Here is a 24753-nt window from a genome sequence, read left to right on the forward strand (position 1 = left end):
CTGCCCGGATCGGGGTGCGAAAACCAGCCCGCCCGGCGCTTGAGGGCAGATCGATGCACCCGGACCGGGGCGCGGGGTTCCGTCCTCAAACGCCGGACGGGCTGGATTTACCCCGGGCCGCCGGACACCGGGCGGGCAGGGCCCCAGCGGCAGGCGTTACCGCTCCAGGTGACCCGTGTCGTTCCAGCGTTCCAGGGCCGGCGTCCCGTAGGCCCAGCCCAGGACGGACAGCGACGTCGGCTCCAGCCGGATGCGCGCCGCGAAGGACACGTCCTCGCCCAGCCACCGCGCCCCCAGCGCCCGCAGGATGTGGCCGTGGGCGAAGACCAGGACATCGCGGTCGGCCGACAGGGCCCACTCCACGACCTCGTCCGCACGGGCGGAGAGCTCGGCCAGGGTCTCCCCCTCCGGGACCCCGTCGCGCCAGATGAACCAGTCCGGGCGGCCCGCCTTGATCGCGGCCGGCGTCATCCCCTCGTACGCCCCGTAGTCCCACTCCATCAGCGCGTCCCACGGCTCGGCCCGCTCGCCGAACCCCGCGAGCTCGCAGGTCTCCGAGGCCCGCACCAGCGGGCTGGTCCGGACCTCCAGACCGGGCAGATCCACCCACGGGCCCCGGTGCAGCCGCTCCCCGAGCAGCTTGGCGCCCTCGCGCCCGGTGTCGAGCAGGGGGATGTCCGTCCTGCCGGTGTGATTGCCGTTGACGGACCATTCCGTCTGGCCGTGCCGGGCAAGCAGGATTCGCGGTGCCATGTAACGGCTCTCCCTGAAACTGAGACCTCTGATGCTGGGATCTGAGATCTTGGACATCGACAGGGACGCAACCGTCCGACACGCTACGGGTGAACGGGTGGGAACGGAACGTCCGGTTTTCCATCATCCCGCACACGCGCGTGACGCAACCCCTGGGGCCGTACGGGCGTCCCTCTCAACGCAGACCGAACAGAGCGGCTGAGGGGTGCCGAGCGCACCCCTGGGGGAATCCCGGCCGCACCGCACCGTACGGTTGAACGTCCGCCGTCGGCCGCATGAACTCATGATGGAGAACTTCCGGATGCCGCCTGCCACCACCGCGCCCGCGCAGCGCCCCCGGCCCCGCTGGTGGACCGAGCTCCCGCTGCTCGCCCTGGTGTACGCGGCGTATTCGGGCGGCAGACTGCTGGTGCGCGGCGACGTCTCTGCGGCCGTCGACCACGGACTGCGCATCCTGGACCTGGAACAGACGCTCCGTATCAACTTCGAGCACCCGCTGAACCGGCTGCTCACCGCGCACTCCTCGATCGGGATACCCGCCGACTTCGCGTACGCGTCGCTGCACTACCTGATAACCCCGGCCGTGCTCATCTGGATGTTCCGGCGGCACTCGCAGGCCTACCGCAGGGCCCGCACCTGGCTGATGACCTCCACGATGCTCGGCCTGATCGGCTTCACGCTGATGCCGACCTGCCCGCCGCGGCTGCTGGCCGCCGGACACGGCTTCGTCGACACGATGGCGCAGTACAGCTCGTACGGCTGGTGGGGCACGGAGGCGTCCGCGCCGCGCGGCATGGGCGGAATGACCAATCAGTACGCGGCGATGCCGAGCCTGCACGTCGGCTGGGCGCTGTGGTGCGGGATCCTCATCTGGCGCCACGGGCGCCACCCGCTCGTCCGGGCGGCAGGCGTCGCCTACCCGCTGATCACCATCTTCGTGGTGATGGGCACCGCCAACCACTACTTCCTCGACGCGGTGGCCGGTGCCGTCGTGATGGGTCTCGGCGCCCTGCTCGGCCGGTACGTGACCCGGCTCGCCGACAAGGTCGCCGACGCGGCCAAGGCCCGCTTCGCACGGGGGAGTACGGCCACGGTGTCCCCGGATGTCAGTGCCGGATGCAAGACTTCCACGGGTGAGCGAATCCCCGGCCAGCGGACCTCCTCCGCAGATCCCACCGATGCCCCGGCACCGGCCGGTCCACCTGCCCCGGCCGACGTCCCCGCCCCGGCCACCAGCGCCGCGGGACGTACGGTCGGCGGTGACACTGCGGCAGCGGCTCGCTGAGCTGAGGGGCCCGGCCGTCGCACCCCGTCCGCTGGACGCCCGCGCACTGGCCGCCCTCGCCGCCAACCCCGGCTGCAAGCGGCGCGCCCTGCTCGACGGGGCCGGGGTCGACAAGACCGCGCTGGCCACCGCGCTCGGCTCACCGGCCCCCTTCGGCCAGTCCCAGTTCGCCTTCATGCGGGGCAACGCCTTCGAGGCCAAGGTCAAGGCCGACGGCGGTACGGAGCTGATGCGGCTGCTGCACGAGCGGCTCGGTGAGCCCGGCGAACCCCCGCGCGATGTCACGGTGCCCGATCTGAGCGCCGCCGGTCCCGAGGGCCGCGCCGCGCGCACCGCGCTGGCCCTGCGGGAGGCCACCGGGTCGGGCGGCTGGGCGCTCCTGGACCACCCCATGCTGGCCCTGGAGGTGGCGGGTTCGCCCGCCTATCTGGAGCCGGACGCGGTGGTGGTGCACCCCGACGGCACCTGGACGGTCGTCGAGATCAAGTCCTTCCCGATGCTCGACGGTTCCGCCGACGCGGCGAAGGTCGGCGCGGCCGCCCGCCAGTCCGCGGTCTACGTGCTGGCGCTGGAGCGGATCGCCGCCGCCACCGAGGGGGCGCAGGTCGGCCACCGGGTGCTGCTGGTCTGCCCCAAGGACTTCTCCAACCTGCCGGCCGCCTCCGTCGTCGACGTGCGCAAGCAGTGTGCGGTCACCCGCCGCCAGCTCATCCGGCTCACCCGGATCGAGGACATCGCGGCGGCCCTGCCCGAGGGCACCACGTTCGACCCGGAGCGCTCCCCGGAGGAGCTGGGCCGCGCCGTCGAGTCGGTCACCGCGGCGTACGCGCCGGAGTGCCTGGCCGCCTGCGAACTGGCCTTCCACTGCCGGGGCAAGGCGCGCGCCGAGGGCGCCGTGGAGGCGCTGGGGCGCAGTGTGCGGGGCGAGCTCGGCGGGCTGACCACGGTCGGCGCGGTGCTGGCCGCGGCCGCCGGCAAGGAGGGCGATCCGGCGGACCCGACGGTCTCCGCGCTGCGCCACGCCGCCGCGCTGCGCGCCGAGGCGCTCAGCGCCTCACCGGCCCTGATCCACCGGACAGGTCCTGAGGGCGGGTCCGGATGCCACTGATCTCCACCCTGGCCAGGCTGGAGGCCGTGGAGAGCGGCCGCGCGCAGCCGCTGGCCACAGTCCGCCACCGCCGCCTCACGGACCGGCCGCTGGTCCTGGTGCCGCTGACCACGTCCGGCGAGGCGGGCGCCCCGCTCGGCGCGCTCGTCGGCTCCGAGCGGGACGCGCCCCGGCTGCTGGTCGTGGCCCAGCCGCGCGACCGGGATCTGCGGTTCGCGTTCCTCGCGGAGCTGGCGGAGGCGGTGCTGCCGCACATCGAGTCGTACGCCGATGTGGTCGAACCCGCAGAGCGCAGCGAGAGCGACCCCGCGACCGGCAAGAAGGTCAAGGTCGAGACCGAGCTGTGCACGGACGCCGCACAGCTGATCGTGCCGAGCCGGGCGGGCATCGAGTTCGTCCGGCTGCTGGGCCGCTCCATGCGGTTCCGGCGCACCGCGGAGGACGACCCCGACACCCCGTATCCGGCGCCCGCCCGCGTCCCGCTGCTGGGCCGCTGGCTGACCCACTACGGCGAGCGGGCCCGGGTGCCGGGCTCCTCGCTGCTGCTGGCCTGCACGGATCTCCTCAACCGGCACTGGGCGAGCGGCCAGTCCAGCCTGGAGGACCAGCACCTGGGCGCCCTGCTCGCCTGGGTCGATCCGCCGGCCGGCGAGTCCGGGGCCGAGGCGGCGCTCCGCGCCGAGCTGGCCCGGGACCGCGCGGGGCAGCTGCTGTGCCCGCCCGCCGGACCGGCCACCGATCCGGACTTCGACAACCGGCTGCTGGCCCCCGCGATCGAGCGGTACGACCGCGCGCGCACCGCGCTGGCCGCCGCGGAGGACGGGCTGGCGGCCGATGCCGGGCTCGCCGCGCTGACGGCGGCCGAGCGGGAGATCAGGGGCCTGCTGGCGGATGTGCTGCGGCCGACCTGGGACGCCGTGTGGCGGGGCCTGGACCTGCTGCGGGAGCTGCCGGAGGGGGCCAGGGCCGAGGACCGCTGGACGCGTGACCGCTGGTCGTTCACCGGCCACCGCGACCGGGTGCGGTCCGGGGAGCCGCCGCAGCCGCGCCGGGACGACGCGGTGACGGCGGCCCGCAAGCTCGCCTCTCGGGAGACCGCCCAGGCGCAGCTGGAGGCCCAGGAGGCGCTGGACGATCCGCTGGTGCTGGCCGGCCGGCGGCTGGCGGGCGAGGCGTTCCTCGGGGAGGTGACCGGGGTGGAGATGACGTACACCGAGTCGAAGCGCCCCTCGCCGCGCCCGCTGGTGACCGTCCGCACCGACGAGCAGCCGCAGCTGGGTGAGCGGGTCAAGGTCTACCGCTCGCTGGACGGCAAGCCGCAGACCGCCGAGTTCGCCGGGTACGGGCCGGCGGAGGAGGGCGAGCCGCCCGCGCTGGTGCTGCGGATCACCGACCGGATGGGCCGGGGCAAGGAGCCGGCGCCGGGGTCCGTCCCGGAGCCGGGCGACAAGATCGCCTGGACCCTGTTCGAGCACGATCAGCGCGGTGGCCCGAAGCTGCCGGACGCGGAGGAGACCCCGTGGACCCACGGCGGCCCGCCGGGCGCCGGTGCGACGGCCGAGCGCCCCGACCCCGTGACCCCGGAGGACCTGCTGTGAGCGACCGACTCGACCCGGGGGCGGCGGCGGGCCGGGCCACCGCCCAGATCCTGGACGACACGCTGAACGGCACCGCGCGCGGCATCGTGGTGGACTCCCCGCCGGGCGCGGGCAAGTCGACCCTGGTGGTCCGCGCCGCGCTCGAACTCGCGGCGGCCGGGCGCCCGCTGATGGTCGTCGCGCAGACGAACGCCCAGGTCGACGACCTGGTGGTGCGGCTGGCCGAGAAGGACCCCGGGCTCCCGGTCGGCCGGCTGCACAGCAGCGACTCGGACCCGTACGACAAGGTGCTGGACGGGCTGGACAACGTACGCAAGTCGGCGAAGGCGGCGGATCTGGCCGGGCTGGACATCGTCATCTCGACGGCCGCCAAGTGGGCCCATGTGAAGAACGTCGAGCCGTGGGGGCACGCGATCGTCGACGAGGCGTACCAGATGCGCTCCGACGCGCTGCTGGCCGTCGCCGGGCTCTTCGAGCGGGCCCTGTTCGTGGGCGATCCGGGCCAGCTCGACCCGTTCTCGATCGTCGGCGCGGACCAGTGGGCGGGGCTGAGCTACGACCCGTCCGCGAGCGCGGTCTCCACCTTGCTGGCGCACAATCCGGAGCTGCCGCAGCGCCGGCTGCCGGTCTCCTGGCGGCTGCCCGCGTCGGCCGCGCAGCTGGTCTCTGACGCGTTCTACCCGTACACCCCGTTCCGCAGCGGTACGGACCACGGGGACCGGCTGCTGTCGTTCGGCGTCGGCTCGGACGGCTCGGCGGCCGACCGGGTGCTGGACGAGGCCGCGGAGTCCGGCTGGGGTCTCCTTGAGCTGCCCGCCCGGCACACCCCGCGCACGGACCCGGAGGCGGTCCGGGCGGTGGCCACGGTGGTGCGCCGGCTCCTGGACCGGGGCGGCGCGGCCACCAGCGAGCGTTCCCCGGACCCGGCCCCGGTGACGGCGGACCGGATCGCGGTCGGCACGGCCCACCGCGACCAGGCGGCGGCGGTGCGGGCGGCGCTCGCGGAGCTGGGGGTGACGGGCGTCGCGGTGGACACCGCGAACCGGCTCCAGGGCCGGGAGTTCGATGTGACGGTGGTCCTGCACCCGCTGTCCGGGCGGCCGGACGCCACGGCGTTCCATCTGGAGACGGGCCGGCTGTGCGTGCTGGCCTCGCGCCACCGGCACGCCTGCATCGTGGTCTGCCGCGCGGGCGTCGCGGAACTGCTCGACGAGCACCCGTCGACGGAGCCGGTGCAGCTGGGTGTCACCGTGAAGTTCCCGGACGGCTGGGAGGCGAACCACCGGGTGCTGGCGCACCTGGCGGAACACCGGGTGCGCTGGGGGCGTTGAGCCCGGGGGCGCGGGGAGCGGCTCCGCACACGCCCCCCTGGCACGTTCCGGGCGCCCTTGCGGCGGGCTGGACAATAGAGGGTGGCCGTCGGGCCCACCGGAGGAGGAACAACCACATGGCACAACCCGAGCGGAACGAGCGGCAGCGGCTGCGCCCCGCACCCCTGCTCTTCGAGCCGTCGGCGTCGGTCGCCGATCCGGAGCACTTCTTCGACCTGGAGTCGATGGAGGATCCGAAGGAGCTGCTGAGCCGTTCCACCGAGCTGGCCCTGGCGTTCCGCGCCGCGACCGACCGGGCGGTCGAGTTCCAGGCGATCGCCGCCGCCCAGCTGGCCGATCCGCGCCGGTTCGACCGGCTCACCACGGCGGACATCGCGCGGCGGGCGGAGTGGACGGAGGACTACGCGACGAAGATGGTCGAGTTCGGCCGGAGCCTGCTGAACGACCCCAGGCCCTGAGCAAGGCCGACACGCCGGGGCGACGGCTGATAATGACTGAATGCTGACTGTGGGTAGAACCACTGGCATATGCCCTGGGGCAAGATACTCCTCGCCACCCCGGCCTGTCCCGATTTCCGGCAACTCTCGGAATCCGCTTGATCACTCCCGGTAGACCTGTGTGCATGACCGCATGGCTGCCAGACGAAACGACCCTGCATCACGGCAACGGCCCCTACCGGGAAGACCGGGCCGCTGACGTGTTCGCCGTCCTGCGCGAGCAGGCCGGTAACCAGACGGCTCAGGTGACCGCGGCCGGTGCCGCCTGGCTGGCCGGCGCGGCGGCGTACCCGCGCAGCGCCCTGAGCCAGTGGGAGTCGCACCCGTCCGCCCCCGGTGTGCTGCCGTGCGGCTCGTCCTTCGATGTGGTGAACGTGCCCACGCTCTTCGGACGCCGGATGCTCGAACACCTCTGGGCGGACGGGCCGGGCTCCGGACCGGTCGCCACGCACCGCGGCCGGATGCTGCTCTTCGCCTCCCCCGGGACCGCCCAGCGGCTGCCCTCGCTGCTCGACTGGGAGGAGTGGGGCGGGGGCGCCACGTCCCGCTCCGCGGGGGGTTCGGCGGGGCAGGACGAGAGCGGCCGGAAGGTGCCCCCGCTGCTCTGTCACGGCACCGGGGACGCGGTGACCGTGCCGCCCCTGACCTGCGGAACGAACGCCTCGGGCCCCCGCTGGGTGGTCGCCCCCGACACCCGCAGCCCCTGGCTGCCCGGACCCGACGTACTGCTCTGGGCGTGTGTGCGGGTGGCCCGCTCCGTGCCCTCGTCGGGGCCCCGTATTTCGATTTTTCCTCCCGTCGATCAGGGTGCTAAGGTCTACGACGTCAGCAGGCGCCGCTAGCTCAGTTGGTTAGAGCAGCTGACTCTTAATCAGCGGGTCCGGGGTTCGAGTCCCTGGCGGCGCACAGACGGAAGAAGCCCCCTTGCGAGAGCGAGGGGGCTTCTTCGTTGTGGTCCTCGCGATTATGTTCCGGTGGTGATCCGGACCGTCCAGGCGCCGGACGGGGTCCGGTCGGCGACCTCGATCGTGGTGTGCCCGCCGGGCACGGAGAACGTCTCACCGACCCGCAGCGGGGCGTCCGCGAGCGGCGGATAGACCGACTGTTCCCAGCAGGCGTCGGTGCCCGGGTGGGTGTCGATGACGTCGACCGGCCCGCCGCCCGACGGGGTCTCGTTGCGGATCCGGTAGAGCAGTACGCCCTCGCTGCACGTCGACCGGTCGTTGCCGGTGGCGCTGCGAGCCTCGATCCCCACGGCGCTGCCCTCGCCCGTCCTGATCACCGCGAGCCGGGTCCCGATGGACGCGCCGGGCACCGGCACGGCGGCCATCGGCTCCAGGGTGAGCACCCGGTCGCTCTGGACGCAGACCACCTGCCGGTCGTCCAGCCAGCCCAGCTTCCACTTGTGCCAGCCGAAGAGGTCGGGAGCGAGCCCGAACTGGCTGCCCATCACGTCCCAGTCGCCCACGTAGGTGTCCCAGTCGCCCTTGCCGTCCGAGGGCCGGTGGTAGAGGTCGGGCAGGTCGAAGACGTGTCCGGTCTCGTGGGCCAGCACGTTGTGGTCCGGCGGGTGCTGTTCGAAAACGGTGACGACGCGCCTGATGTCCGTACCGTCGGCGTGCAGCGGCTGATCGAAATTGACGACCTTGGTGGCGTCGGAGTCCACGCCCGGGGCGTCCGGGTCCGCGACGAGGTAGACGATGTCGTACTTCGAGAAGTCCACCTCGGGGTCGGCCGCGTCGATCGCGTCGTGCAGATAGGCGCTGCGCCGGTCGCTGGACCAGTCACGCCTTATGCCGTACTGGACCGACGGCTTGGGCATCTGGATCCACCGCTTCTGCGGGTGCGGGCGCAGGGTGAACTTTCCGTAACTGGCGCGCTGGAAGAACCGGGTGGTGGCGGGGAAGTAGTCCGCGGTGAGTTCGGCGGGGGTGGTGACGGGCCGGGCGTCCGGGAACGAGAGGAAGACCATCACGGCGTCGAGCGGATGGTCGGGGCGCGGGTAGGCGCCGTTCCACTCGTCCAGGCCCAGCGAGTGGTGAGCCGAGGTGCGGGGCAGCGCGCAGGCGGCGGCCGCACCGGTGGCGGCCGCGGCGGGACCCGCGACGAGGGAGGTGGCGGCGACCGCCAGCAGGGAGACCAGGCCGGCCGTCACCGCGCGCGGACTCGGCCTCACCACTCCTCCGGGTCCGTGCTGACGCGGCACATCTACCTCCGGGTGCGGGATGCGGACGCCTGGAATCTCCAGCACCCTCCCGACCACCCTGTGGCGATTCAGGCGTTACGTCCTGTTGAGCTGCCCCAGTCGGGTCAGTGCCCCGACCACGCACTCTCTTCACAGACAGTCACAATCGATCACCGACGCAACCGCAGAGAACAGAGCCGCACAGAAACGATCAGGCGCGGGCAAACCGGATCTACGCGCGAATGGCCCATGCACATCGGGCACGGAGCCCGGAACGGTCGGGGCGCTGGAACGGCCGAGCCGCCAGCCTCTATGCTTCACCTCGCTTTCCTCCGCGATTTCCGCCCCTGACAACGGCGCTCCACGCGGCGGGCCAGTCCGACCAGACCTGTCCGGGACAGAACTGCATGGCGGGAGCGAACGGTGAGCGCAACCTCCGATGGGCCGCGGCCCCCGGCAGGCACAGCACCCTCTTCCGCACGACCACCGGTCACGGAGCGTCATGATTCATGGCCCGCCGGAGGCGCCCCTGCGGACGCCCCCGGGCAACCGGCGGTCTCCGCGCCGCACGACTACCGGGCCGCCTTCCTCGCCGCCACCCTCCCGATGGCCGTCGTCGACCACGAGGGCCTGATCGTCACCGCGAACGAGGCGCTGTCCGCCCTGGTCGGTATCGCCGCCCCGGCGCTCACCGCGCAGTCCGCCTCCGATCTGGTCGACCTCGCGGCAGACGGCCGCACCTGGCACGCCTACCGCGAGGTGCTGCACGGCAGGCGCTCCCGCTTCCGCTGCACCCGGCGGCTCAAGCACCCCGACGGGCGCTCCCTGTGGGCCGAGATCACCGTCGTACCGATGCCCGGGGCGCGGGAACCGGAGGCCGGCGCCGCGCACCGGCAGGTGCTGCTCTCCATCGCGGACGTCAGCGACCGGCGCGAGCTCCAGAAGAGGCTGCGCCACCTCCAGATGCACGACCCGGTGACCCGGCTGCCCAACCGCACCCTGTTCTTCGAGCGGCTCGCCGCCGTCCTGGAGACCCCGCCGTACCAGGACGACACCCGTCCCGGACGCGGCCGGATCGGGCTCTGCTACCTCGATCTGGACGGCTTCAAGGCGGTCAACGACACCCTGGGGCACCGGATCGGGGACCGGCTGCTCGCCGCCGTCGCCGCCCGGCTCACCGACTGCGCGGAGCGGGAGGGCCGGCACCCCGGCGGCGCCCCGCTGGTGGCGCGCCTCGGCGGGGACGAGTTCGCGATCCTGGTCGAGGAGTCCACCGGCACCCGGCAGCTGACCGATCTCGCCCGCACCGTGCTCGCCGCGCTCCAGAAGCCCTTCGACCTGGGCGGGCAGCGGCTCTCCGTCTCGGCCTCGATCGGTGTGGTGGAGCGGCCGGTGGCGGGCACCTCGGCCACCGGGCTCATGCAGGCCGCCGACACGACGCTGTACTGGGCGAAGGCCGACGGCAAGGCCCGCTGGACCCTCTTCGACCCGGAGCGCAACGCCCACCGGATGACGCGTCAGGCCCTCTCGTCCACGCTCCGGCCGGCCGTGGAGCGCGGCGAGTTCACCATCGAGTACCAGCCGCTGGTCGGCATGGCCGACGGGGTGGTGCGCGGGGTGGAGGCGCTGGTGCGCTGGAACCATCCGCAGTTCGGCATGCTCTCGCCCAACCGGTTCGTCGCGATCGCGGAGGAGGACGGCTCGATCGTGCAGCTGGGCCGCTGGGTACTGCGGGCGGCGTGCCGTCAGGCCCGGCGCTGGCAGCTCGACCACCCGGCGGAGCAGCCGCTGTTCATCAGCGTCAACGTCGCGGTCCGCCAGGTCTGGGACTCCGACCTGGTCACCGATGTGGCAGAGATCCTCGCGGAGACCGGCCTGGCCCCGGCGCTGTTGCAGCTGGAGCTGACCGAGTCCGCGGTGATGGGCTCTGCGGGCCGCCCGCTCCAGGCCCTCCAGGCACTCAGCGACATGGGTGTCCGGATCGCCATCGACGACTTCGGGACCGGCTACTCCAACCTCGCCTACCTGAGCCGCCTGCCCGTCTCCGTACTGAAGCTGGACGGCGCCTTCGTGCGCGGCTTCCGCTACGAGGACGGCACCCACCCCAGCCCCGCCGACGAGACGATCGTCGAGGCGATGGTCCAGCTGGCGCACCGGCTGGGCCTGACCGTCACCGCGGAGTGCGTGGAGACGGCCGGCCAGGCGGAACGGCTGCGCCGGATCGGCTGCGACACCGGACAGGGCTGGCTCTACTCGCGCGCGGTCGCCCCGGAGCGCATCGCCGAACTGCTCGGCGCCCGCGCCCTGGAGGCCTGAGGCGACGAGCCCGCCGGGGTGAGGGACGGGCGGTCAGGCGGGGTCAGGGACGGGCGGTCAGCCGGGGTCCGGGACGGCCGGTCAGCCGGGCTCCGTACCGGGCCGCAGCTCCAGGCAGCTGCGCACGAAGTCACGCACGGCGGCGGGGACGGCGGGCGTGCGGGGCCAGGCGACTCCGACCCGGGACGGGCTGACCCCGCTGACCGGGCGGTAGACCACATCGGGGCGTTGGTAGAAGCGGGCCGTGGCCTGCGGGGTCAGGCTGACGCCGTAGCCGTTGGCGATCGCGTTCAGCCACTCGTCGGGGTTGTGCGCGACCGCACCGACCGTCACCGGGTGCCCGCCCCGCTCGTCCGAGGCCAGCCAGTAGTCGCGCCACCAGCCCGACGCCTCCGGGGTGGCGACGAACGGCTCGTCGAGGAGGTCGGTGAACGGGATCACCTCCTGGCCCGCCAGCCGGTGGCCGACGGGCAGCGCCACCCACCGGTCCTCGGTGATCAGCACCTCGATGTCCAGTGCCTCCTGGCCGGGGAACGGCAGCCGCAGCAGCGCGGCATCGGCGTCCCCGGACGCCAGCCCCGCCGTCGGGTCGTCCCACGAGGTCTGGTGCAGCTGGACCCGCCAGCCCGGCCGCCGCCGGGCGAAGGCCGCGATGATCAGCTGCGTCAGCTCGTTGGCCCCGCTCGCGACGAAGCCGACCCGCAGCACCCGGTCCGCGCGGCTGGCGGCGCTCTTGGCCGTGCGCAGGGCCACGTCCCAGGAGTCGAGTACGGCGGGGGCCGATCCGGCGAGCGCGGTTCCCGCCTCCGTGAGCGCCATGCCGGTCCTGGACCGGGTGAACAGCGTGACGCCGAGCAGCGTTTCGAGCTGCTTGATCTGTTTGGTCAGGGCGGGCTGCGAGATGAACAGCCGCTCGGCGGCCCGGGTCAGATGGCCCTCTTCGGCCACGACCGCGAAGGAGCGGAGCAGCCTGGTGTCGACATCCATGCCCCCAGGTTATGAAAGCAGGTATTGGACCGGCCGGACGGTGCGGGCCGAAGCTCGTACTCGTAACCACCGCGCCGCACCGGAGAGTTGGCAGGCGACACCGGTCACCTCGCTGACCGGCACGCTCCGGGCGGGCAACGCGGACGGTAAACCGGCCCGGTCGCCACACGGCGTCCTCGCGGCCGGCATCCACCCGCGAACCGCTGAGAGGCTCCCCGATGACCACCGTCACCCCACCCCGGTCCGGGGGCACCCGGACCGGCGCCACAGACCCCGGGGCCTCCGCACTCGGGCCGCGTGGCCTGCTGATCCTGTTCACCCTGTGCGGGGCCACGTTCATGACCGGTCTCGACTACTCGATCATCACCGTCGCGCTGCCGGAGATCGGCAGGGACCTCGGATTCGCCTCCGCGAGCGATCTGCAATGGGTGGCCACCGCCTGCCTGCTGCCCACGGCCGGACTGCTCCCGCTCTTCGGTCGGCTCTCCGACCTGGTCGGCCGGCGCAGGCTCTTCGTCCTGGGCGCCGCCCTGTTCACCGCGCTCTCGCTGCTGGCCGCGGCCGCCAACGGTCCGGCGCTGCTGATCGCCGCACGGGCCGGACAGGGGGTCGCCGCCGCGATGATCGGGCCGACCGCGCTCGCCCTGATGACGGCGTCGTTTCCCGAAGGACCCCGGCGCACCAAGGCGCTGGGGATCAACGGGGCGCTGCTCTCGCTCGGCTTCGTGACCGGCACCATCGGCGGCGGGCTCATCACCAGCGGGCTCAACTGGCGCTGGACGATGCTGCTGCTGGTGCTGATCGGTTCGGCGGTCCTGGTCTGCGCGCTCACCGTGCTCCCCGCGTCGGCCGACGACCGCCGCACGGGCCGTCTCGACGTGCCGGGCGCCCTGCTGTCCAGTGCCGGGCTGTTCGCCCTGGTGTACGCGATCTCGACCGGGGCCGACGCCGGCTGGGCGAGTGCGCCGACCCTGACCGCGCTGACCGGCGCGGTGGCGCTGCTCGGCGCCTTCCTCTTCGCCGAGTCCCGGCACAGCGCACCGCTGGTCCCGCTCGGGCTGCTGGGCCGCCGCACGGTCAAGTGGAGCGCGCTGGTCGGTCTGATCACCTTCTCGATGTGCGGCGGCGCGACGCTGCTGCTCAGCCTGTACATGCAGAACGTGCTCGGCTGGTCGCCGCTGGCCACCGGCTTCGGCTTCCTCGCGGAGGGTGCGGCGGCGCTGGTCGCCGGGACCCTGGCCTCCCGGGTGATCGCGGCGCGCGGTACGACGGCCGCGATGGTGAGCGGTCTGCTGGTCCAGGCCGCGGGCACGGGTGCGATGGTCCTGCTGCCGGGGAACGGCAGCCTTCCGCTGCTGCTGGTCACATCGGGGCTGATGGGGTTCGGCCATGTCCTCGCCGTGGTCGCGTTCATCTCGACGCTGACCTCCGGGCTGCGGGACGACGAGCAGGGCGTGGCGGGCAGCCTGGCCCAGATGCCGCAGTTCGTGGGTGCCATCGGTGTCGCGGGGCTGGCCGCCGTCGCCGCGTCCGGCGACTCACTGCTGGCCGGGCTGCACGCGGCCCTGCTGGTGGCGGGCGGCACGCTGCTGGCCGGAGTGCTGGTCGCGGCGCTCTTCCTGCGCCGCCGCGGGCCGGAGCGCTGACCGGGTGCCCGCCAAGACGGTTACGCCGAAGCCGGTCCGGCCCCCACACGACGTGGGGGCCGGCCCGGCTTCGGCGCGGCTCGGGTCAGGCCCCCGGCAGCCCGTAGGCGTCCGCGATCAGTCCGTAGCTGCGCAGCCGGGCCTCGCCGCCGTGGGCGTTGGCGGTGATCATCAGCTCGTCGGCGCCGGTGCGCTTGGCCAGGTCGTCGAGGCCGGTGCGGACCTCGTCGGCCGTGCCGTGGACGATGTTGACGAGCCAGCTGTCGACGAACTCGCGCTCCATCGGGGTGAAGGCGTACGCCTCCGCCTCCTCCGGCGTCGGGACCAGCCCGGGGCGACCGGAGCGCAGCCGGAGCATCGACAGGGCGCCGGTCAGCACCTGGCGGCGGGCCTCGCGCTCGTCCTCTGCGGCCAGGGCGGCGACGCCGATCAGGGCGTACGGGGCGTCCAGCACCGCGGACGGCCTGAAGGACTCCCGGTACAGCTCCAGGGCCGGAATGGTGTTCTGGGCCGAGAAGTGGTGGGCGAAGGCGAAGGGCAGCCCGAGCATGCCGGCCAGCCGGGCGCTGAAGCCGGAGGAACCGAGCAGCCACAGGGGCGGCCGGGCCGGGGACTGGACGCCGCCCTCGGAGGTGGCCTGGACGGGTCCGGGGACCGCGTGGATGCGGGCGTAGGGGTGGCCGTCGGGGAAGTCGTCGTCAAGGAAGCGGGTCAGCTCGGCCAGCTGCTGCGGGAAGTCATCGGCCCCCTCGTTGAGCCGTTCGGTGCGGCGCAGCGCGGCGGCGGTGGCGCCGTCGGTGCCGGGGGCACGCCCGAGGCCCAGGTCGACGCGGCCGGGGGCCATGGCCTCCAGGGTGCCGAACTGCTCCGCGATGACGAGCGGGGCGTGGTTGGGCAGCATGACGCCGCCGGAGCCGAGCCGGATGCGCTCGGTGTGGGCGGCGGTGTGGGCCAGGATCACGGCCGGTGAGGACGAGGCGACGCCGGGCATCGAGTGGTGTTCGGCGACCCAGTAGCGGTGGAAGCCGCGCCGCTCGGCGAGCTGCGCGATCTCGACCCCGGTGCGCAGGGCCTGGCTCGCGGTACTGCCCTGTCCCACGGTCACCAGATCGAGCACGGAGAGCGGAACGGGTGCCGTTCCCTCCGCCTTGCCACGGATCTCGTCGCCTCGAATCTCGTCCACGTCCTGACCTCTCCGATGGTGCTCGTCTATCCCTCGTACGTCCGGAGAGAACAAACAGGAGGATGACTCCGTTTATTCCGGGACCGCGTCTGCCGCGTTCACTCCGGAGTCCGGCCCGAGCCTCCGCCGTGCGCGTACGAGCGGCCGCTGCCCCAGGTCCGCCGGGCCGGCGGCTCGGCCGGGGCCGGCGGCGCCTCGCGGGCCGCGAAGAGCGTGCCGAGCCGCGCGGCCCAGGCGGGGCGGTCGGCCAGCCGCAGGGCCTCGCGGACGGCCACCTGGTTCGCGGTGAGGACGGGTTTGCCGAGCAGCTCCTCCAGTTCCGTGAGGTGGCCGACCGTGTGCAGGGCGGTGTCCGGCAGCAGTACCGCGTCCGCGTCCGGGCGGTCGGCGGCGGTGGCCAGCTCCTTGATCCGGTCCGGGCCCCAGTCGGCGGCCTCCGCGGCCGTGGCGGCACCGGCCGCGTGGGTGGCGAGCACCTCGATGCCCTCGGCCGTCAGGAACTCGGTGAAGCGCGCGGCGATCTCCTCCGGGTACGTCGCGGCCACCGCGACCCGGGCGGCGCCCAGCTTCCGTACCGCGTGGACGAAGCCGATGGAGGTGCTGGAGACGGGCACGCCCAGCGCGCGGGCCAGCGTCGCGGCCTGGTCGTGGGCGCCCTGCGGTCCGTACAGGAAACTGCCCCCGTCGCAGGCCCAGACGACGGACTCGACCCCGGAGCGCCCCAGCTCCTGCGCCCCGGCCGCCAGCCGCTCCGGGGCGCCCAGGGCTCGCAGGGCGTCCTCACGGTAGGCGTCATCGGGGCACTCGGTGTGCTGGACGACGAGTCTGATGGTGCTGTCGAGCAGGATCTCCATGCGCGGGAAGTCGCCCGCCGCGAAATGGCCCGGGTAGAGGAATCCAACGGTCGTCATGTCCACCCTTCCTGTGCGCCGGCAGCTGTCCTTCCGCTGTCCGGCTGTCTTCCGGAGCTCCCCCGTCTCCGTTCAAGTATTCCCCCATCCGCCCGGGTCATCGCTGCGAGCTGTTGACGGGGGCGGGAGCGGCTGCGAGCGTGGGCCCTGAGCCCACCTCGGCCGACGCGGGAGGAACCGTCCCCCATGCCGGAGCCCGTTCTGCTCGTCCTGGACGCCGATCCACCGCCCCGGCTCGGCCGGCTGGCCGGGCGGGTCGCGGTCCGGCACACCGACGCGGCCGGCCTGGCCGCGCGGCTCCCCCATGCCGATGTCCTGCTGGTCTGGGACTTCACCTCCGACGCGGTACGGGAGGCCTGGCCGGGTGACGGGCCCCGGCCCGCCTGGGTGCATACGGCGAGCGCGGGCGTGGACCGGCTGCTCTGCCCGGAGCTGGTGGACAGCGACACCGTGGTGACCAATGCCCGGGGCGTGTTCGAACAGCCGATCGCCGAGTACGTGGCGGGGCTGGTGCTGGCGTTCGCGAAGGACCTCCCCGGCACCCTGGAGCTCCAGCGCGCACGGCGGTGGCGGCACCGCGAGAGCCTCCCGGTCGCCGGCACGCGTGCCGTGGTTGTCGGCGCCGGGCCGGTCGGCCGTGCGGTCACCCGGCTGCTGATGGCGCTGGGCGTCGAGGTGGCGCTGGTGGGGCGCACGGCCCGGCGCACGATCCATGGGGCGGAGGATCTGGACCCGCTGGCGGCGCGGGCCGACTGGGTGATCTGCGCGGCTCCGCTGACCCCTGCGACGCGCGGGATGTTCGACGCCCGGTTCTTCGGGCTGATGCAGCCCTCCGCCCGGTTCATCAACGTGGGGCGCGGACCGATGGTCGTCGAGGGCGATCTGGTGGACGCGCTGCGCAAGCGGTGGATCGCGGGGGCGGCGCTCGACGTGTTCGCCACCGAACCGCTCGGTCCGCGGAGCCCGCTGTGGGACGTGCCCGGCCTGATCGTCTCGCCGCACATGAGCGGTGACACGGTGGGCTGGCGGGACCGGCTGGGTGAGCGGTTCGTCGCGATGTACGAACTGTGGTCGTCCGGCGACCCGTTGCCGAACGTGGTGGACAAACGGCTCGGCTACATCCCGGGGACGGATCTGAACGAGTGAGCCCAACCCGGCCCGTTCCATGCCGACTTCATCACCCCATTGCGGACATCTACTGATAACACCCCGTCATCCACCGCATCCCGCAAGGAAATACACCCTGCGTACATCTCGTCGCGCTCCGCCCAACTTCGGACACGGGAAGGTCACCCTCCGGCCACCGTTCGGTTACATGCGATCTCGCGCTGCATAGACGTACAGGAGCGGGCAGGCGTTCACCCTGTCCGGACTGTTCGACCTTCCAGGAGACTGCGAACCATGGCTGACTTCCCTAACCTGTCCCGCCGGGGCTTTCTCAACCGATCGGCAGCCGTGGGCGGTCTGCTCGTCGTCCCCGGCCTGCTCACCGCGTGCAGCAAGACCGGCGCCGACTCCGCGGACGGCGAGGGAGCCCTCGACAAGCTCCGCAAGCAGGGCTTCGTCCGGGTCGCGTACGCGGATGAGGCCCCGTACGGCTACATGGAGGGCAAGCAGCTCAAGGGCGAGGCGCCGGCGCTGCACAGCGAGATCTTCAAGGCCCTCGGGGTCAAGGAGCTGCGTCCCACTCTCTCCGAGTGGGACGGGCTGATCCCGGGCCTCCAGGCCAAGAAGTACGACGTGGTCAGCGCCGGTATGGCGATCACCCCCGAGCGCTGCGCCAACGCGCTGTTCTCCGAGCCCGAGTTCATCTCGCCGACCGCGATGATGGTGAAGAAGGGCAACCCGAAGAAGATCACCGACCTGGCCTCCGCGAAGGCGGCCGGGATCACCATCGGTGTGATGGCGGGCGCGGTCGAGGGCTCGTACGCCGAGGGCGCCGGCATCTCCAAGAGCAAGATCAAGACACTGCAGAAGCCGCAGGACGGTGCGGACGCGGTCAAGGGCGGCCGGGTCGACGCGTTCCTGCTCACCGGCATCTCGCTGCGCTGGCTCGCCAAGACCAACGCGGGCACCGAGGTCACCGAGGCCTTCCTGCCGGAGCTCAAGGGGAAGAAGCAGTACAGCCCCGGCGGCGCCGTCTTCCGCAAGGGCAACGAGGACCTGCGGGACGCCTTCAACCGTGAGCTGAAGAAGATCACCGCCGACAAGTCGCGCTATGTGGGCCTGCTCCAGGACTACGGCTTCGGAGCCAGCGAGCTTCCGCCGGCCACCCTGAAGACGGCCGATCTGTGCAAGGGCTGACAGGGACGGAACCCACCGCATGAGTGATTTCTTCTCCGCCTTCATGGACGATCTCCCACAGTTGCGCTCGGGCCTGTGGGTGACGCTGGAGGCCACGATCCTGGGCGCACTGGTGGCCCTGGTGCTGTCGTTCGTGCTCGGCCTGATGTCGATCAGCAGGAAGCTGCTGGCGCGCGGCGTCTCCCGCGTCGTCGTGGAGTTCTTCCGCGGCACCTCGCTGTACGTCCAGCTGTTCTGGTTCTACTACGCGATGCCATCACTGACGGGGTACGAAGTGACGCCGCTGGTCTGCGGCGTCCTCGCCTTCGGCCTCAACTACGGTGCGTACGGCGCCGAGGTGGTGCGCGGGGCGATCAACTCCGTGCCGCGCGCCCAGTACGAGGCGGCGGTCGCGCTGAACATGACGCCGCTGCACCGGATGCGCAAGGTGATCATGCCGCAGGCGTGGGTGCAGATGCTCCCCTCGCTCACCAATCTGCTGATCCAGCTGCTGAAGTGCACCCCGCTGCTCTGGCTCATCTCCGCCGCCGACCTGATGACCGCGGTCGAGAAGCTGCGCAGCCGTACGGGTGAGACCCTCACCGCGTACCTGACCCTGCTGGTCTGCTACTTCGTGATCGCGTACGCGCTGACCCTGCTGATGAACCTGCTGGAGCGGTCCGCCAAACGGCGGCTCGGCCTGGAGACCAGCGGGGGCAGCCTGCTGAAGTCCCGCAGCGCCGTGACCGCCGCTGCCGCCGGAGGTGCCCGATGAACCAGGGATTCAAGTGGGACGCCGTCGGCGATGCCCTGCCCCTGCTCCTGCAGGGCTTCAGGATCACCCTGCTGGCCACCGTGCTGGGCATCGTGGTCGCCGCGGTGCTCGGGCTGGCGATCGCGGTCGCCGGACGGGCCCCGAGCCGGTTCGTGACCGTGCCGGTGAAGGCGGTGATGGAGTTCATCCGCTCGACTCCACTGCTGATCCAGCTCGTCGGCGCCGCCGCCGTGTTCAGCTCGGTGGAGCCGCTGTACGTCGGCATCGTGGTGCTGGGCATCCACTACGCGACGTACACCTCCGAGGTGTACCGCGCGGGGATCGACAGTGTGCCGAAGGGCCAGTGGGAGGCCTGCCGGGCGCTGTCCATGTCGCCCCGGCGGACCTGGCAGGTCGTGATCCTGCCGCAGGCGGTGCGCAACGTACTCCCCGCCCTGGGCAATTACGCGATCCTGATGTTCAAGGAGACCCCGTTCCTCGCCGTGATCACGGTGGAGGAAATGGTCTTCAAAGCCCGTGAGTACGGGGCCGAGCACTTCGTGTACACCGAGGTGTTCACCCTTGCCGGCCTGATCTTCCTGGTCGCGAGCTACCCGACCTCGCTGTTGATGAGAAAACTGGAGAAGCGCCTTGGCCACTGAACCTCTCCCCGTGCAGAAGACCGCGGCCACGGCCCCCGAGGATGTCGTGCCGGTCTCCACCTCCAAGGACACCGGGCATCCGCTGGTCCGCTTCGACAAGGTGGTCAAGCAGTACGGCGACCACGTCGTCCTGGACCAGCTCGACTTCTCCGTCGAGCGCGGCGAGCACGTCACCCTGATCGGGCCCAGCGGCTCGGGCAAGACCACGATCCTGCGGCTGCTGATGACGCTGGAGAAGGTCAGCGACGGCGTGATCCGGATCAACGGCGACCCGCTGACGCACATGACGGCGGCGGACGGTTCGCTGAAGCCGGCCTCCGAGAAACATCTGCGTGAGGCGCGGAAGAAGATCGGGATGGTCTTCCAGCAGTTCAACCTCTTCCCCAACATGAAGGTGCTCCAGAACATCACGGAGGCACCGGTCAACGTCCTGGGCATGGACCGCGACAAGGCGGAGACCCGGGCCAGGGAGCTGCTCGACCTGGTCGGGCTCTCGGCGAAGGTCGACGCCCACCCCTCCCAGCTCTCCGGCGGCCAGCAGCAGCGGGTCGCGATCGCGCGGGCGCTGGCGATGGAGCCGGAGATCCTGCTCCTGGACGAGGTGACGTCTGCGCTCGACCCGGAGCTGGTGGCCGGCGTCCTGGAGCTGCTGAGCGATATCGCGCGCAACACCGACATCACCATGCTCTGTGTGACCCACGAGATGAACTTCGCCCGGGATGTCTCGGAGAAGGTACTGATGTTCGACGCCGGGCGGGTCGTGGAGTCGGGTTCGCCGGAGAAAATCTTCACGGACCCGGAACACGAACGCACGCGCGAATTCCTCAACGCGGTGCTGTGACCTCGGCATCCGTCGCTCACTCTTGACTCTGGCATATGCCAGTCGAGTGCGCCCCGGTCCGCGGAGCCGGGGCGCACGGCGGAGTCGTCAACACCAGCCCTTGAACAGGCCATTGGCGGCTATCGTGAGGGCAGAGCTTGCGGTCACAACCTGGTAGGGGGAAACCGTGGCATTGAAGCCCGAACCGACCGCGCCGTTCCATTCGGTGCAGTACGCCCTCCGTGTTCTCGAAACGGTCTCCAAACACGGCAACGGCGTGACAGACACCCAGATCGCCCGGGAGACGGGACTGCCCGTCGGGCATCTCGCCTCCCTGCTGCTGATGCTGCGCCGCGAGGGGTACGTCGAGCAGATCGCCGACGGCGCGTATGTGATCGGCGCCTCGCTGCTGCTGCTCGGTTCCGGCGCGGCGCGCAGACAGGCCGTGGAGGCCCGGCTCCAGCAGGCGCTGGTGCAGCTGCGCGACTCGGTCGGCGCGGCGATCTACATCAGCCGGTACGTGGACGGCGAGATCCGGGTCACCCAGTACGCCGACGGGCCGCGCACCCCGGCGGTCAACGAGTGGGTGGACTTCCGGTCCTCCGCGCACGCCTCGGCCATCGGCAAGTGCCTGCTGACCCAGCTGGACCAGAACGGCCGTCGCGACCACATCTCCCGGCACAAGACCGCCCGGCTGACCTCGCGGACGATCACGAGCGAGCAGGTCCTCTTCTCCAAGCTGGACAGCCAGCCGGCGACGGTCCCGGTGCTCGACCTCCAGGAGTACGCGGTCGGCACGGTGTGCGCGGCGGTGCCGCTGACCGCCGGGGCGTCGGCGGGATGCCTGGCACTCTCGCTGCCCGTCGAGGACGCGCACCGGCTGCGCGAGGCGGCGGACACCCTGAACCGGCGAGCGGCCCCGGTACTGCTGTCGCTCGCCCTCTAGCGGAGGGCCCACGGAAGGGCCCGAGGAAGGGCCTGCGGCCGGGTCCGCCGGGGGATGTCATTCGCACCCCCGAGGACCAGGTATTATTTTCGAGTCAGCAGGCGCCGCTAGCTCAGTTGGTTAGAGCAGCTGACTCTTAATCAGCGGGTCCGGGGTTCGAGTCCCTGGCGGCGCACAGACAACACACGAGGCGGTCTCCGTTCGACGGAGACCGCCTCGTGTGTTTTGTGCTGCCCTGTGAGATGTACAAGCGTTTTACACGAACGTACTAGACAGCTGTTTTAAACGATCGTATATTCCCAGGCATGACAACTCCTACGCGCACCACCACGGCACCCGGCGAGCGCGCCGGCCGCAAGGAGTGGACCGCTTTCGTGGTCCTGCTGCTCCCCCTTCTCCTGGTCGCGATGGACGTCTCCGTCCTCTTCTTCGCGATCCCGTCCATCGACCGGGACCTCGCGCCCAGCGCCACCCAGCAGCTCTGGATCTTCGATGTGTACGCCTTCGCCCTCTCCGGTCTGCTCATCACGATGGGCTCGCTCGGCGACCGGATCGGCCGCCGCAGACTGCTGATGATCGGCGCCCTCGCCTTCGGCGCCGCCTCGGTCGGCGCCGCCTACGCCTCCAGCCCCGAGATGCTCATCGCGGCCCGCGCCCTGCTCGGGATCGGCGGTGCGACGCTGATGCCGTCGACGATGGGTCTGGTGCGGAACATGTTCCGCGACGAGAAGCAGCGCAGCCAGGCCGTCGGCATCTGGTCCGGCGCCATGGCCGGCGGGATCGCGCTCGGCTCGGTGCTCAGCGGCGTCATGCTGCAGCACTTCTGGTGGGGTTCGGTCTTCCTGATCAACGTGCCGGCGATGGTGCTGCTGCTGGTCCTGGTGCCGGTGCTGGTGCCGGAGTTCAAGGACCCGAACCCGGGGCGCTTCGACCTGCTCAGCGTGCCGCTGTCGATGGGCTCGGTGCTGCCGGTCGTCTGGGGGGTCAAGGAGACCGCCGCCCACGGCATGGACGCGCGCAACGCTCTGGTCATCGTCGCCGGGCTCGTCATCGGCTGGTTCTTCGTCCGCCGGCAGCGCGGCCGGGAGGACGCGATGATCAGCCGGGCGCTGTTCCGCGGCCGCGGCTTCGCCGCCGGGATCGGGCTGAACGCACTGGCCTCCTTCGCGATGATGGGCTCCGCCTTCTTCACCACCCAGTACCTTCAGTCGGTGCTCGGCATGAGCACGATGGAGGCCTCGCTGTGGAGCATGGCACCGTCCCTGGCGGTCGGCGTTGCCGCGCCCACCGCCACGGCCGTCGCCCAGCGGGTCGAGCGGAGCCGGGTCGTCTGCGCCGGATTCGTGATCGCGGCGGCCGGCTTCGGCGTCCTGGCCCTGTCCGGTACCGACTCGCTGTGGGTGCTGCTCGGCGGATCGGCCGTGATGAGCAGCGGCATCGTGACCGTCATGGCGCTCGTATCGGACCTGGCGATGTCCACCAGCCCGCCGGAGAAGGCGAGCTCGGCCGCCTCCCTGCTGGAGACCGGGCAGGAGTTCGGCGGGGCGATGGGGATGGCGCTGCTGGGCGCGGTGGGGACCGCGGTGTACACCGCCCAGATGCCGGACTCGGCGCCCGCCGTGGCCCGCAAGACGCTGCCGGGGGCGCTGTCCACGGGCGACGGTTCGCTGATCTCGCTCGGCCGGGAGGCCTTCGTGCACAGCATGAGCTACGCGTCGGTGGCCGGGGCACTGCTCCTGCTGGTGGGGGCGGTCCTGGCGGTGACGCGGCTGCGGCAGGCGGCGCTCTCACGCCCGTCCGGCGTCCGATGACAGCAGACCGGCCCGGCCGTGCTCCTCGAACTCAGCCGTGAGAGAGATCAGTTGTTCCTCCCCGAACGGTACGTACGTGCCCTCCTGGTCCCGGTGCCACACAGCGGTCCCGGCCCGGAATCCCTCCCGGCGCAGCCCGGCCCGGTGCACCTTGTTCGTCGCGGTCACCGGCATCGTGGGCACGATCCGCACGAACCGGGGCGCCATCTTCGTGCCCAGGTCGGGCTGGTCCCGGAGGAAGGCGGCGAAGGCGGCCGGATCGAACCCGGCCCCTTCGCGCAGCGCCAGCGCGGCCATGACCTGGTCCCCCGCGACCGGGTCGGGCACCGCGTAGACCGCGACGGCGGCCGCGTCCGCCCAGCGGGCGAGGATGTTCTCGATCATCGCGGCGGCCAGGTTCTCGCTGTCGACCCGGAGCCGGTCCTCGGTGCGGCCGGCGAAGTAGAGGAAGCCGTCGGGGTCGCGGAAGAAGAGGTCGCCGGTCCAGTACCAGCCGTGACGCAGCCGGGCGGCGTCCGCCTCCTCGTTGCGCCAGTAGCCCTCGAACGGGGTCCGGCCCCGGTTGACCAGCTCCCCTATCGCGGCGGCGCCGTTGAGCAGCTTCCCGCCCTCGTCGAGGACGGCGGCGACCCGCTCGCGGCCCGTCTCGGGGTCGACGACCGCGAGGTCGTCGCGGTCCGCGGCCCGGCCGATCGCGCCGGGCGGGGTGTCCGGGGTCCGCTGGACCGCGGCGCCGCCCTCGGAGGAGCCGTAGCCCTCGACCAGCCGCACCCCGAACCGCTCGCGGAAGCGGGCCGCGTCCACCGCGCCCGCCTCGGTGCCGAAGCCGATCCGCAGCGGGTGGTCCCGGTCGTCGGGGCGCTCCGGGGTGGCCAGCAGGTACTGCACGGCACGGCCGACGTAGGTGAAGTAGGTGGCCCCGTGGGCGCGTACGTCGGAGAGGAATCCGGAGGCGGAGAAGCGGCGGCGCAGCGCCACGGCGGCGCCCCCGGCCAGCGCCGGGGCCCAGTCAGCGATCACCGCGTTGCCGTGGAACATCGGCATGCAGATGTAGTGGACGTCCTCGCGGCCGGTGCCGAAGTGCTCGACGAGCGAGTGACCGGCCGCGGCGAGGCGGCCCTGGGTGCAGAGCGCGGCCTTGGGGGCGCCGGTGGAGCCGGAGGTGAAGTAGAGCAGCATCCGGGTTCCGGGCCCTGGGCGGGCGATGACCGTGTCACCCGGCTCGGCCCCGGCGTAGGGGGCGAGCAGTGCGGCGTACGCCTCGGTGTCGGTGACCAGCACCCGGACGCCGGGCAGTTCCAGGCCGTCGAGCAGCGGCAGATGGGCGCGCTCGGTGATCAGCACCCGGCATTCGGTGTGCGTGATGTCGCGGGCCAGTTCGGCACCGCGACGGGTGGGGTTGAGGCCGGCGACGGCGGCCCCGGCCAGGGCCGCCGCGCTCAACCACAGCGGGAATTCAGGGGTGTTGTCGAGCAGCACCCCGAGGTGCGGTTCGCCGCCCGCCGGCAGCAGATCCGCCAGGAGCGCCGCCCGTGCGGCAGCGCCCGAGGCGGCCTGATGGTGGCTGAGAACAGTGTCCTCGTGCCGCAATCCCGGCCGGTGGTCGCCCCATTGGCGCTGTACGAGCTCCGCGACGGTGCCTGCGCTCCTCATGGCGCCGCACGGTAACTGACTACG

21 protein-coding genes and 2 tRNA genes are annotated in these 24753 nt (G+C 72.1%); 17 read left to right on the forward strand and 6 right to left on the reverse strand.

Features of this window, described 5'->3' with window-relative positions; all coding sequences use genetic code 11:
• Positions 1–156: 156 nt before the first annotated feature.
• Positions 157–753 (reverse strand): histidine phosphatase family protein, encoded by a 597-nt coding sequence (locus tag ACZ601_RS08820; RefSeq protein WP_469534795.1) that lies wholly within the window; start codon positions 751–753, stop codon positions 157–159.
• A gap of 301 nt (positions 754–1054) precedes the next feature.
• On the opposite strand from ACZ601_RS08820, the gene ACZ601_RS08825 reads away from it, so the two are divergent.
• From ACZ601_RS08825 to ACZ601_RS08855, 7 genes are all read left to right on the forward strand, one after another.
• Positions 1055–2038: a phosphatase PAP2 family protein gene (locus tag ACZ601_RS08825; protein ID WP_440574762.1), complete on the forward strand. Its 984-nt coding sequence runs from the start codon at positions 1055–1057 to the stop codon at positions 2036–2038.
• Complete coding sequence (locus ACZ601_RS08830; protein ID WP_469534800.1) at positions 1932–3146, forward strand: hypothetical protein; 1215 nt, start codon at positions 1932–1934, stop codon at positions 3144–3146. Before ACZ601_RS08825 ends, ACZ601_RS08830 begins: the two co-directional genes overlap by 107 nt.
• Positions 3137–4744, forward strand: coding sequence for a hypothetical protein (locus ACZ601_RS08835; RefSeq protein WP_469534803.1), 1608 nt, complete (start codon positions 3137–3139; stop codon positions 4742–4744). Before ACZ601_RS08830 ends, ACZ601_RS08835 begins: the two co-directional genes overlap by 10 nt.
• The gene (locus tag ACZ601_RS08840) at positions 4741–6075 is read left to right on the forward strand and encodes an AAA domain-containing protein (RefSeq protein ID WP_469534805.1); all 1335 of its coding nucleotides are present in this window, start codon (positions 4741–4743) and stop codon (positions 6073–6075) included. The genes ACZ601_RS08835 and ACZ601_RS08840 overlap by 4 nt, the downstream gene beginning before the upstream one ends.
• A 116-nt stretch (positions 6076–6191) precedes the next feature.
• A complete protein-coding gene (locus ACZ601_RS08845) occupies positions 6192–6533 on the forward strand; it encodes a hypothetical protein (RefSeq protein WP_389208623.1) in 342 nt (113 codons plus the stop codon).
• Positions 6534–6697: 164 nt separating this feature from the next.
• Positions 6698–7414 (forward strand): bifunctional DNA primase/polymerase, encoded by a 717-nt coding sequence (locus ACZ601_RS08850; RefSeq protein WP_469534808.1) that lies wholly within the window; start codon positions 6698–6700, stop codon positions 7412–7414.
• A tRNA-Lys gene (locus ACZ601_RS08855) sits at positions 7405–7478 on the forward strand. Before ACZ601_RS08850 ends, ACZ601_RS08855 begins: the two co-directional genes overlap by 10 nt.
• Before the next feature lie 58 nt (positions 7479–7536).
• Here the strand turns inward: ACZ601_RS08855 and ACZ601_RS08860 are convergent.
• On the reverse strand, positions 7537–8778 hold the full coding sequence (locus tag ACZ601_RS08860; RefSeq protein WP_469535288.1) for a M6 family metalloprotease domain-containing protein: 1242 nt from the start codon (positions 8776–8778) through the stop codon (positions 7537–7539).
• Between the two features lie 402 nt (positions 8779–9180).
• On the opposite strand from ACZ601_RS08860, the gene ACZ601_RS08865 reads away from it, so the two are divergent.
• The gene (locus ACZ601_RS08865) at positions 9181–11073 is read left to right on the forward strand and encodes a putative bifunctional diguanylate cyclase/phosphodiesterase (protein WP_469534811.1); all 1893 of its coding nucleotides are present in this window, start codon (positions 9181–9183) and stop codon (positions 11071–11073) included.
• A gap of 81 nt (positions 11074–11154) precedes the next feature.
• On the opposite strand, the gene ACZ601_RS08870 is transcribed toward ACZ601_RS08865, so the two are convergent.
• Entirely contained in the window at positions 11155–12060 is a 906-nt protein-coding gene (locus ACZ601_RS08870; RefSeq protein ID WP_469534814.1) for a LysR family transcriptional regulator, read from the reverse strand.
• A 218-nt stretch (positions 12061–12278) separates the two neighbouring features.
• On the opposite strand from ACZ601_RS08870, the gene ACZ601_RS08875 reads away from it, so the two are divergent.
• A complete protein-coding gene (locus tag ACZ601_RS08875) occupies positions 12279–13706 on the forward strand; it encodes an MFS transporter (protein WP_469534817.1) in 1428 nt (475 codons plus the stop codon).
• Between the two features lie 85 nt (positions 13707–13791).
• Here ACZ601_RS08875 and ACZ601_RS08880 read toward each other — a convergent pair whose 3' ends face one another.
• The gene (locus ACZ601_RS08880) at positions 13792–14889 is read right to left on the reverse strand and encodes an LLM class flavin-dependent oxidoreductase (RefSeq protein WP_440574769.1); all 1098 of its coding nucleotides are present in this window, start codon (positions 14887–14889) and stop codon (positions 13792–13794) included.
• 98 nt (positions 14890–14987) lie between these two features.
• The gene (locus tag ACZ601_RS08885; protein WP_469534821.1) at positions 14988–15800 is read right to left on the reverse strand and encodes a maleate cis-trans isomerase family protein; all 813 of its coding nucleotides are present in this window, start codon (positions 15798–15800) and stop codon (positions 14988–14990) included.
• A gap of 186 nt (positions 15801–15986) precedes the next feature.
• Between ACZ601_RS08885 and ACZ601_RS08890 the strand changes: the two genes are divergently transcribed.
• From ACZ601_RS08890 to ACZ601_RS08925, 8 genes are all read left to right on the forward strand, one after another.
• A complete protein-coding gene (locus ACZ601_RS08890) occupies positions 15987–16946 on the forward strand; it encodes a D-2-hydroxyacid dehydrogenase (RefSeq protein ID WP_469534822.1) in 960 nt (319 codons plus the stop codon).
• A gap of 255 nt (positions 16947–17201) precedes the next feature.
• Positions 17202–18104 (forward strand): ectoine/hydroxyectoine ABC transporter substrate-binding protein EhuB, encoded by a 903-nt coding sequence (ehuB, locus tag ACZ601_RS08895; protein WP_440574772.1) that lies wholly within the window; start codon positions 17202–17204, stop codon positions 18102–18104.
• A 19-nt stretch (positions 18105–18123) separates the two neighbouring features.
• The gene (gene ehuC / locus ACZ601_RS08900; protein WP_469534825.1) at positions 18124–18858 is read left to right on the forward strand and encodes an ectoine/hydroxyectoine ABC transporter permease subunit EhuC; all 735 of its coding nucleotides are present in this window, start codon (positions 18124–18126) and stop codon (positions 18856–18858) included.
• Positions 18855–19499 carry an ectoine/hydroxyectoine ABC transporter permease subunit EhuD gene (gene ehuD / locus ACZ601_RS08905; RefSeq protein ID WP_440574774.1) on the forward strand — a complete coding sequence of 215 codons (645 nt, stop codon included), beginning with the start codon at positions 18855–18857 and terminating at the stop codon, positions 19497–19499. Before ehuC ends, ehuD begins: the two co-directional genes overlap by 4 nt.
• Positions 19489–20340 carry an ectoine/hydroxyectoine ABC transporter ATP-binding protein EhuA gene (gene ehuA / locus ACZ601_RS08910; protein ID WP_469534828.1) on the forward strand — a complete coding sequence of 284 codons (852 nt, stop codon included), beginning with the start codon at positions 19489–19491 and terminating at the stop codon, positions 20338–20340. The genes ehuD and ehuA overlap by 11 nt, the downstream gene beginning before the upstream one ends.
• A gap of 166 nt (positions 20341–20506) precedes the next feature.
• On the forward strand, positions 20507–21265 hold the full coding sequence (locus ACZ601_RS08915; RefSeq protein WP_073738297.1) for an IclR family transcriptional regulator: 759 nt from the start codon (positions 20507–20509) through the stop codon (positions 21263–21265).
• Between the two features lie 101 nt (positions 21266–21366).
• Positions 21367–21440: transfer RNA gene (locus ACZ601_RS08920), tRNA-Lys, on the forward strand.
• A 130-nt stretch (positions 21441–21570) separates the two neighbouring features.
• Positions 21571–23076 (forward strand): MFS transporter, encoded by a 1506-nt coding sequence (locus ACZ601_RS08925; RefSeq protein ID WP_469534831.1) that lies wholly within the window; start codon positions 21571–21573, stop codon positions 23074–23076.
• Here ACZ601_RS08925 and ACZ601_RS08930 read toward each other — a convergent pair.
• The gene (locus ACZ601_RS08930; protein WP_469534834.1) at positions 23053–24729 is read right to left on the reverse strand and encodes an AMP-binding protein; all 1677 of its coding nucleotides are present in this window, start codon (positions 24727–24729) and stop codon (positions 23053–23055) included. The genes ACZ601_RS08925 and ACZ601_RS08930 overlap by 24 nt on opposite strands.
• Between the last annotated feature and the right edge of the window lie 24 nt (positions 24730–24753).

Source organism: Streptomyces sp. NPDC104307 (assembly GCF_055584045.1).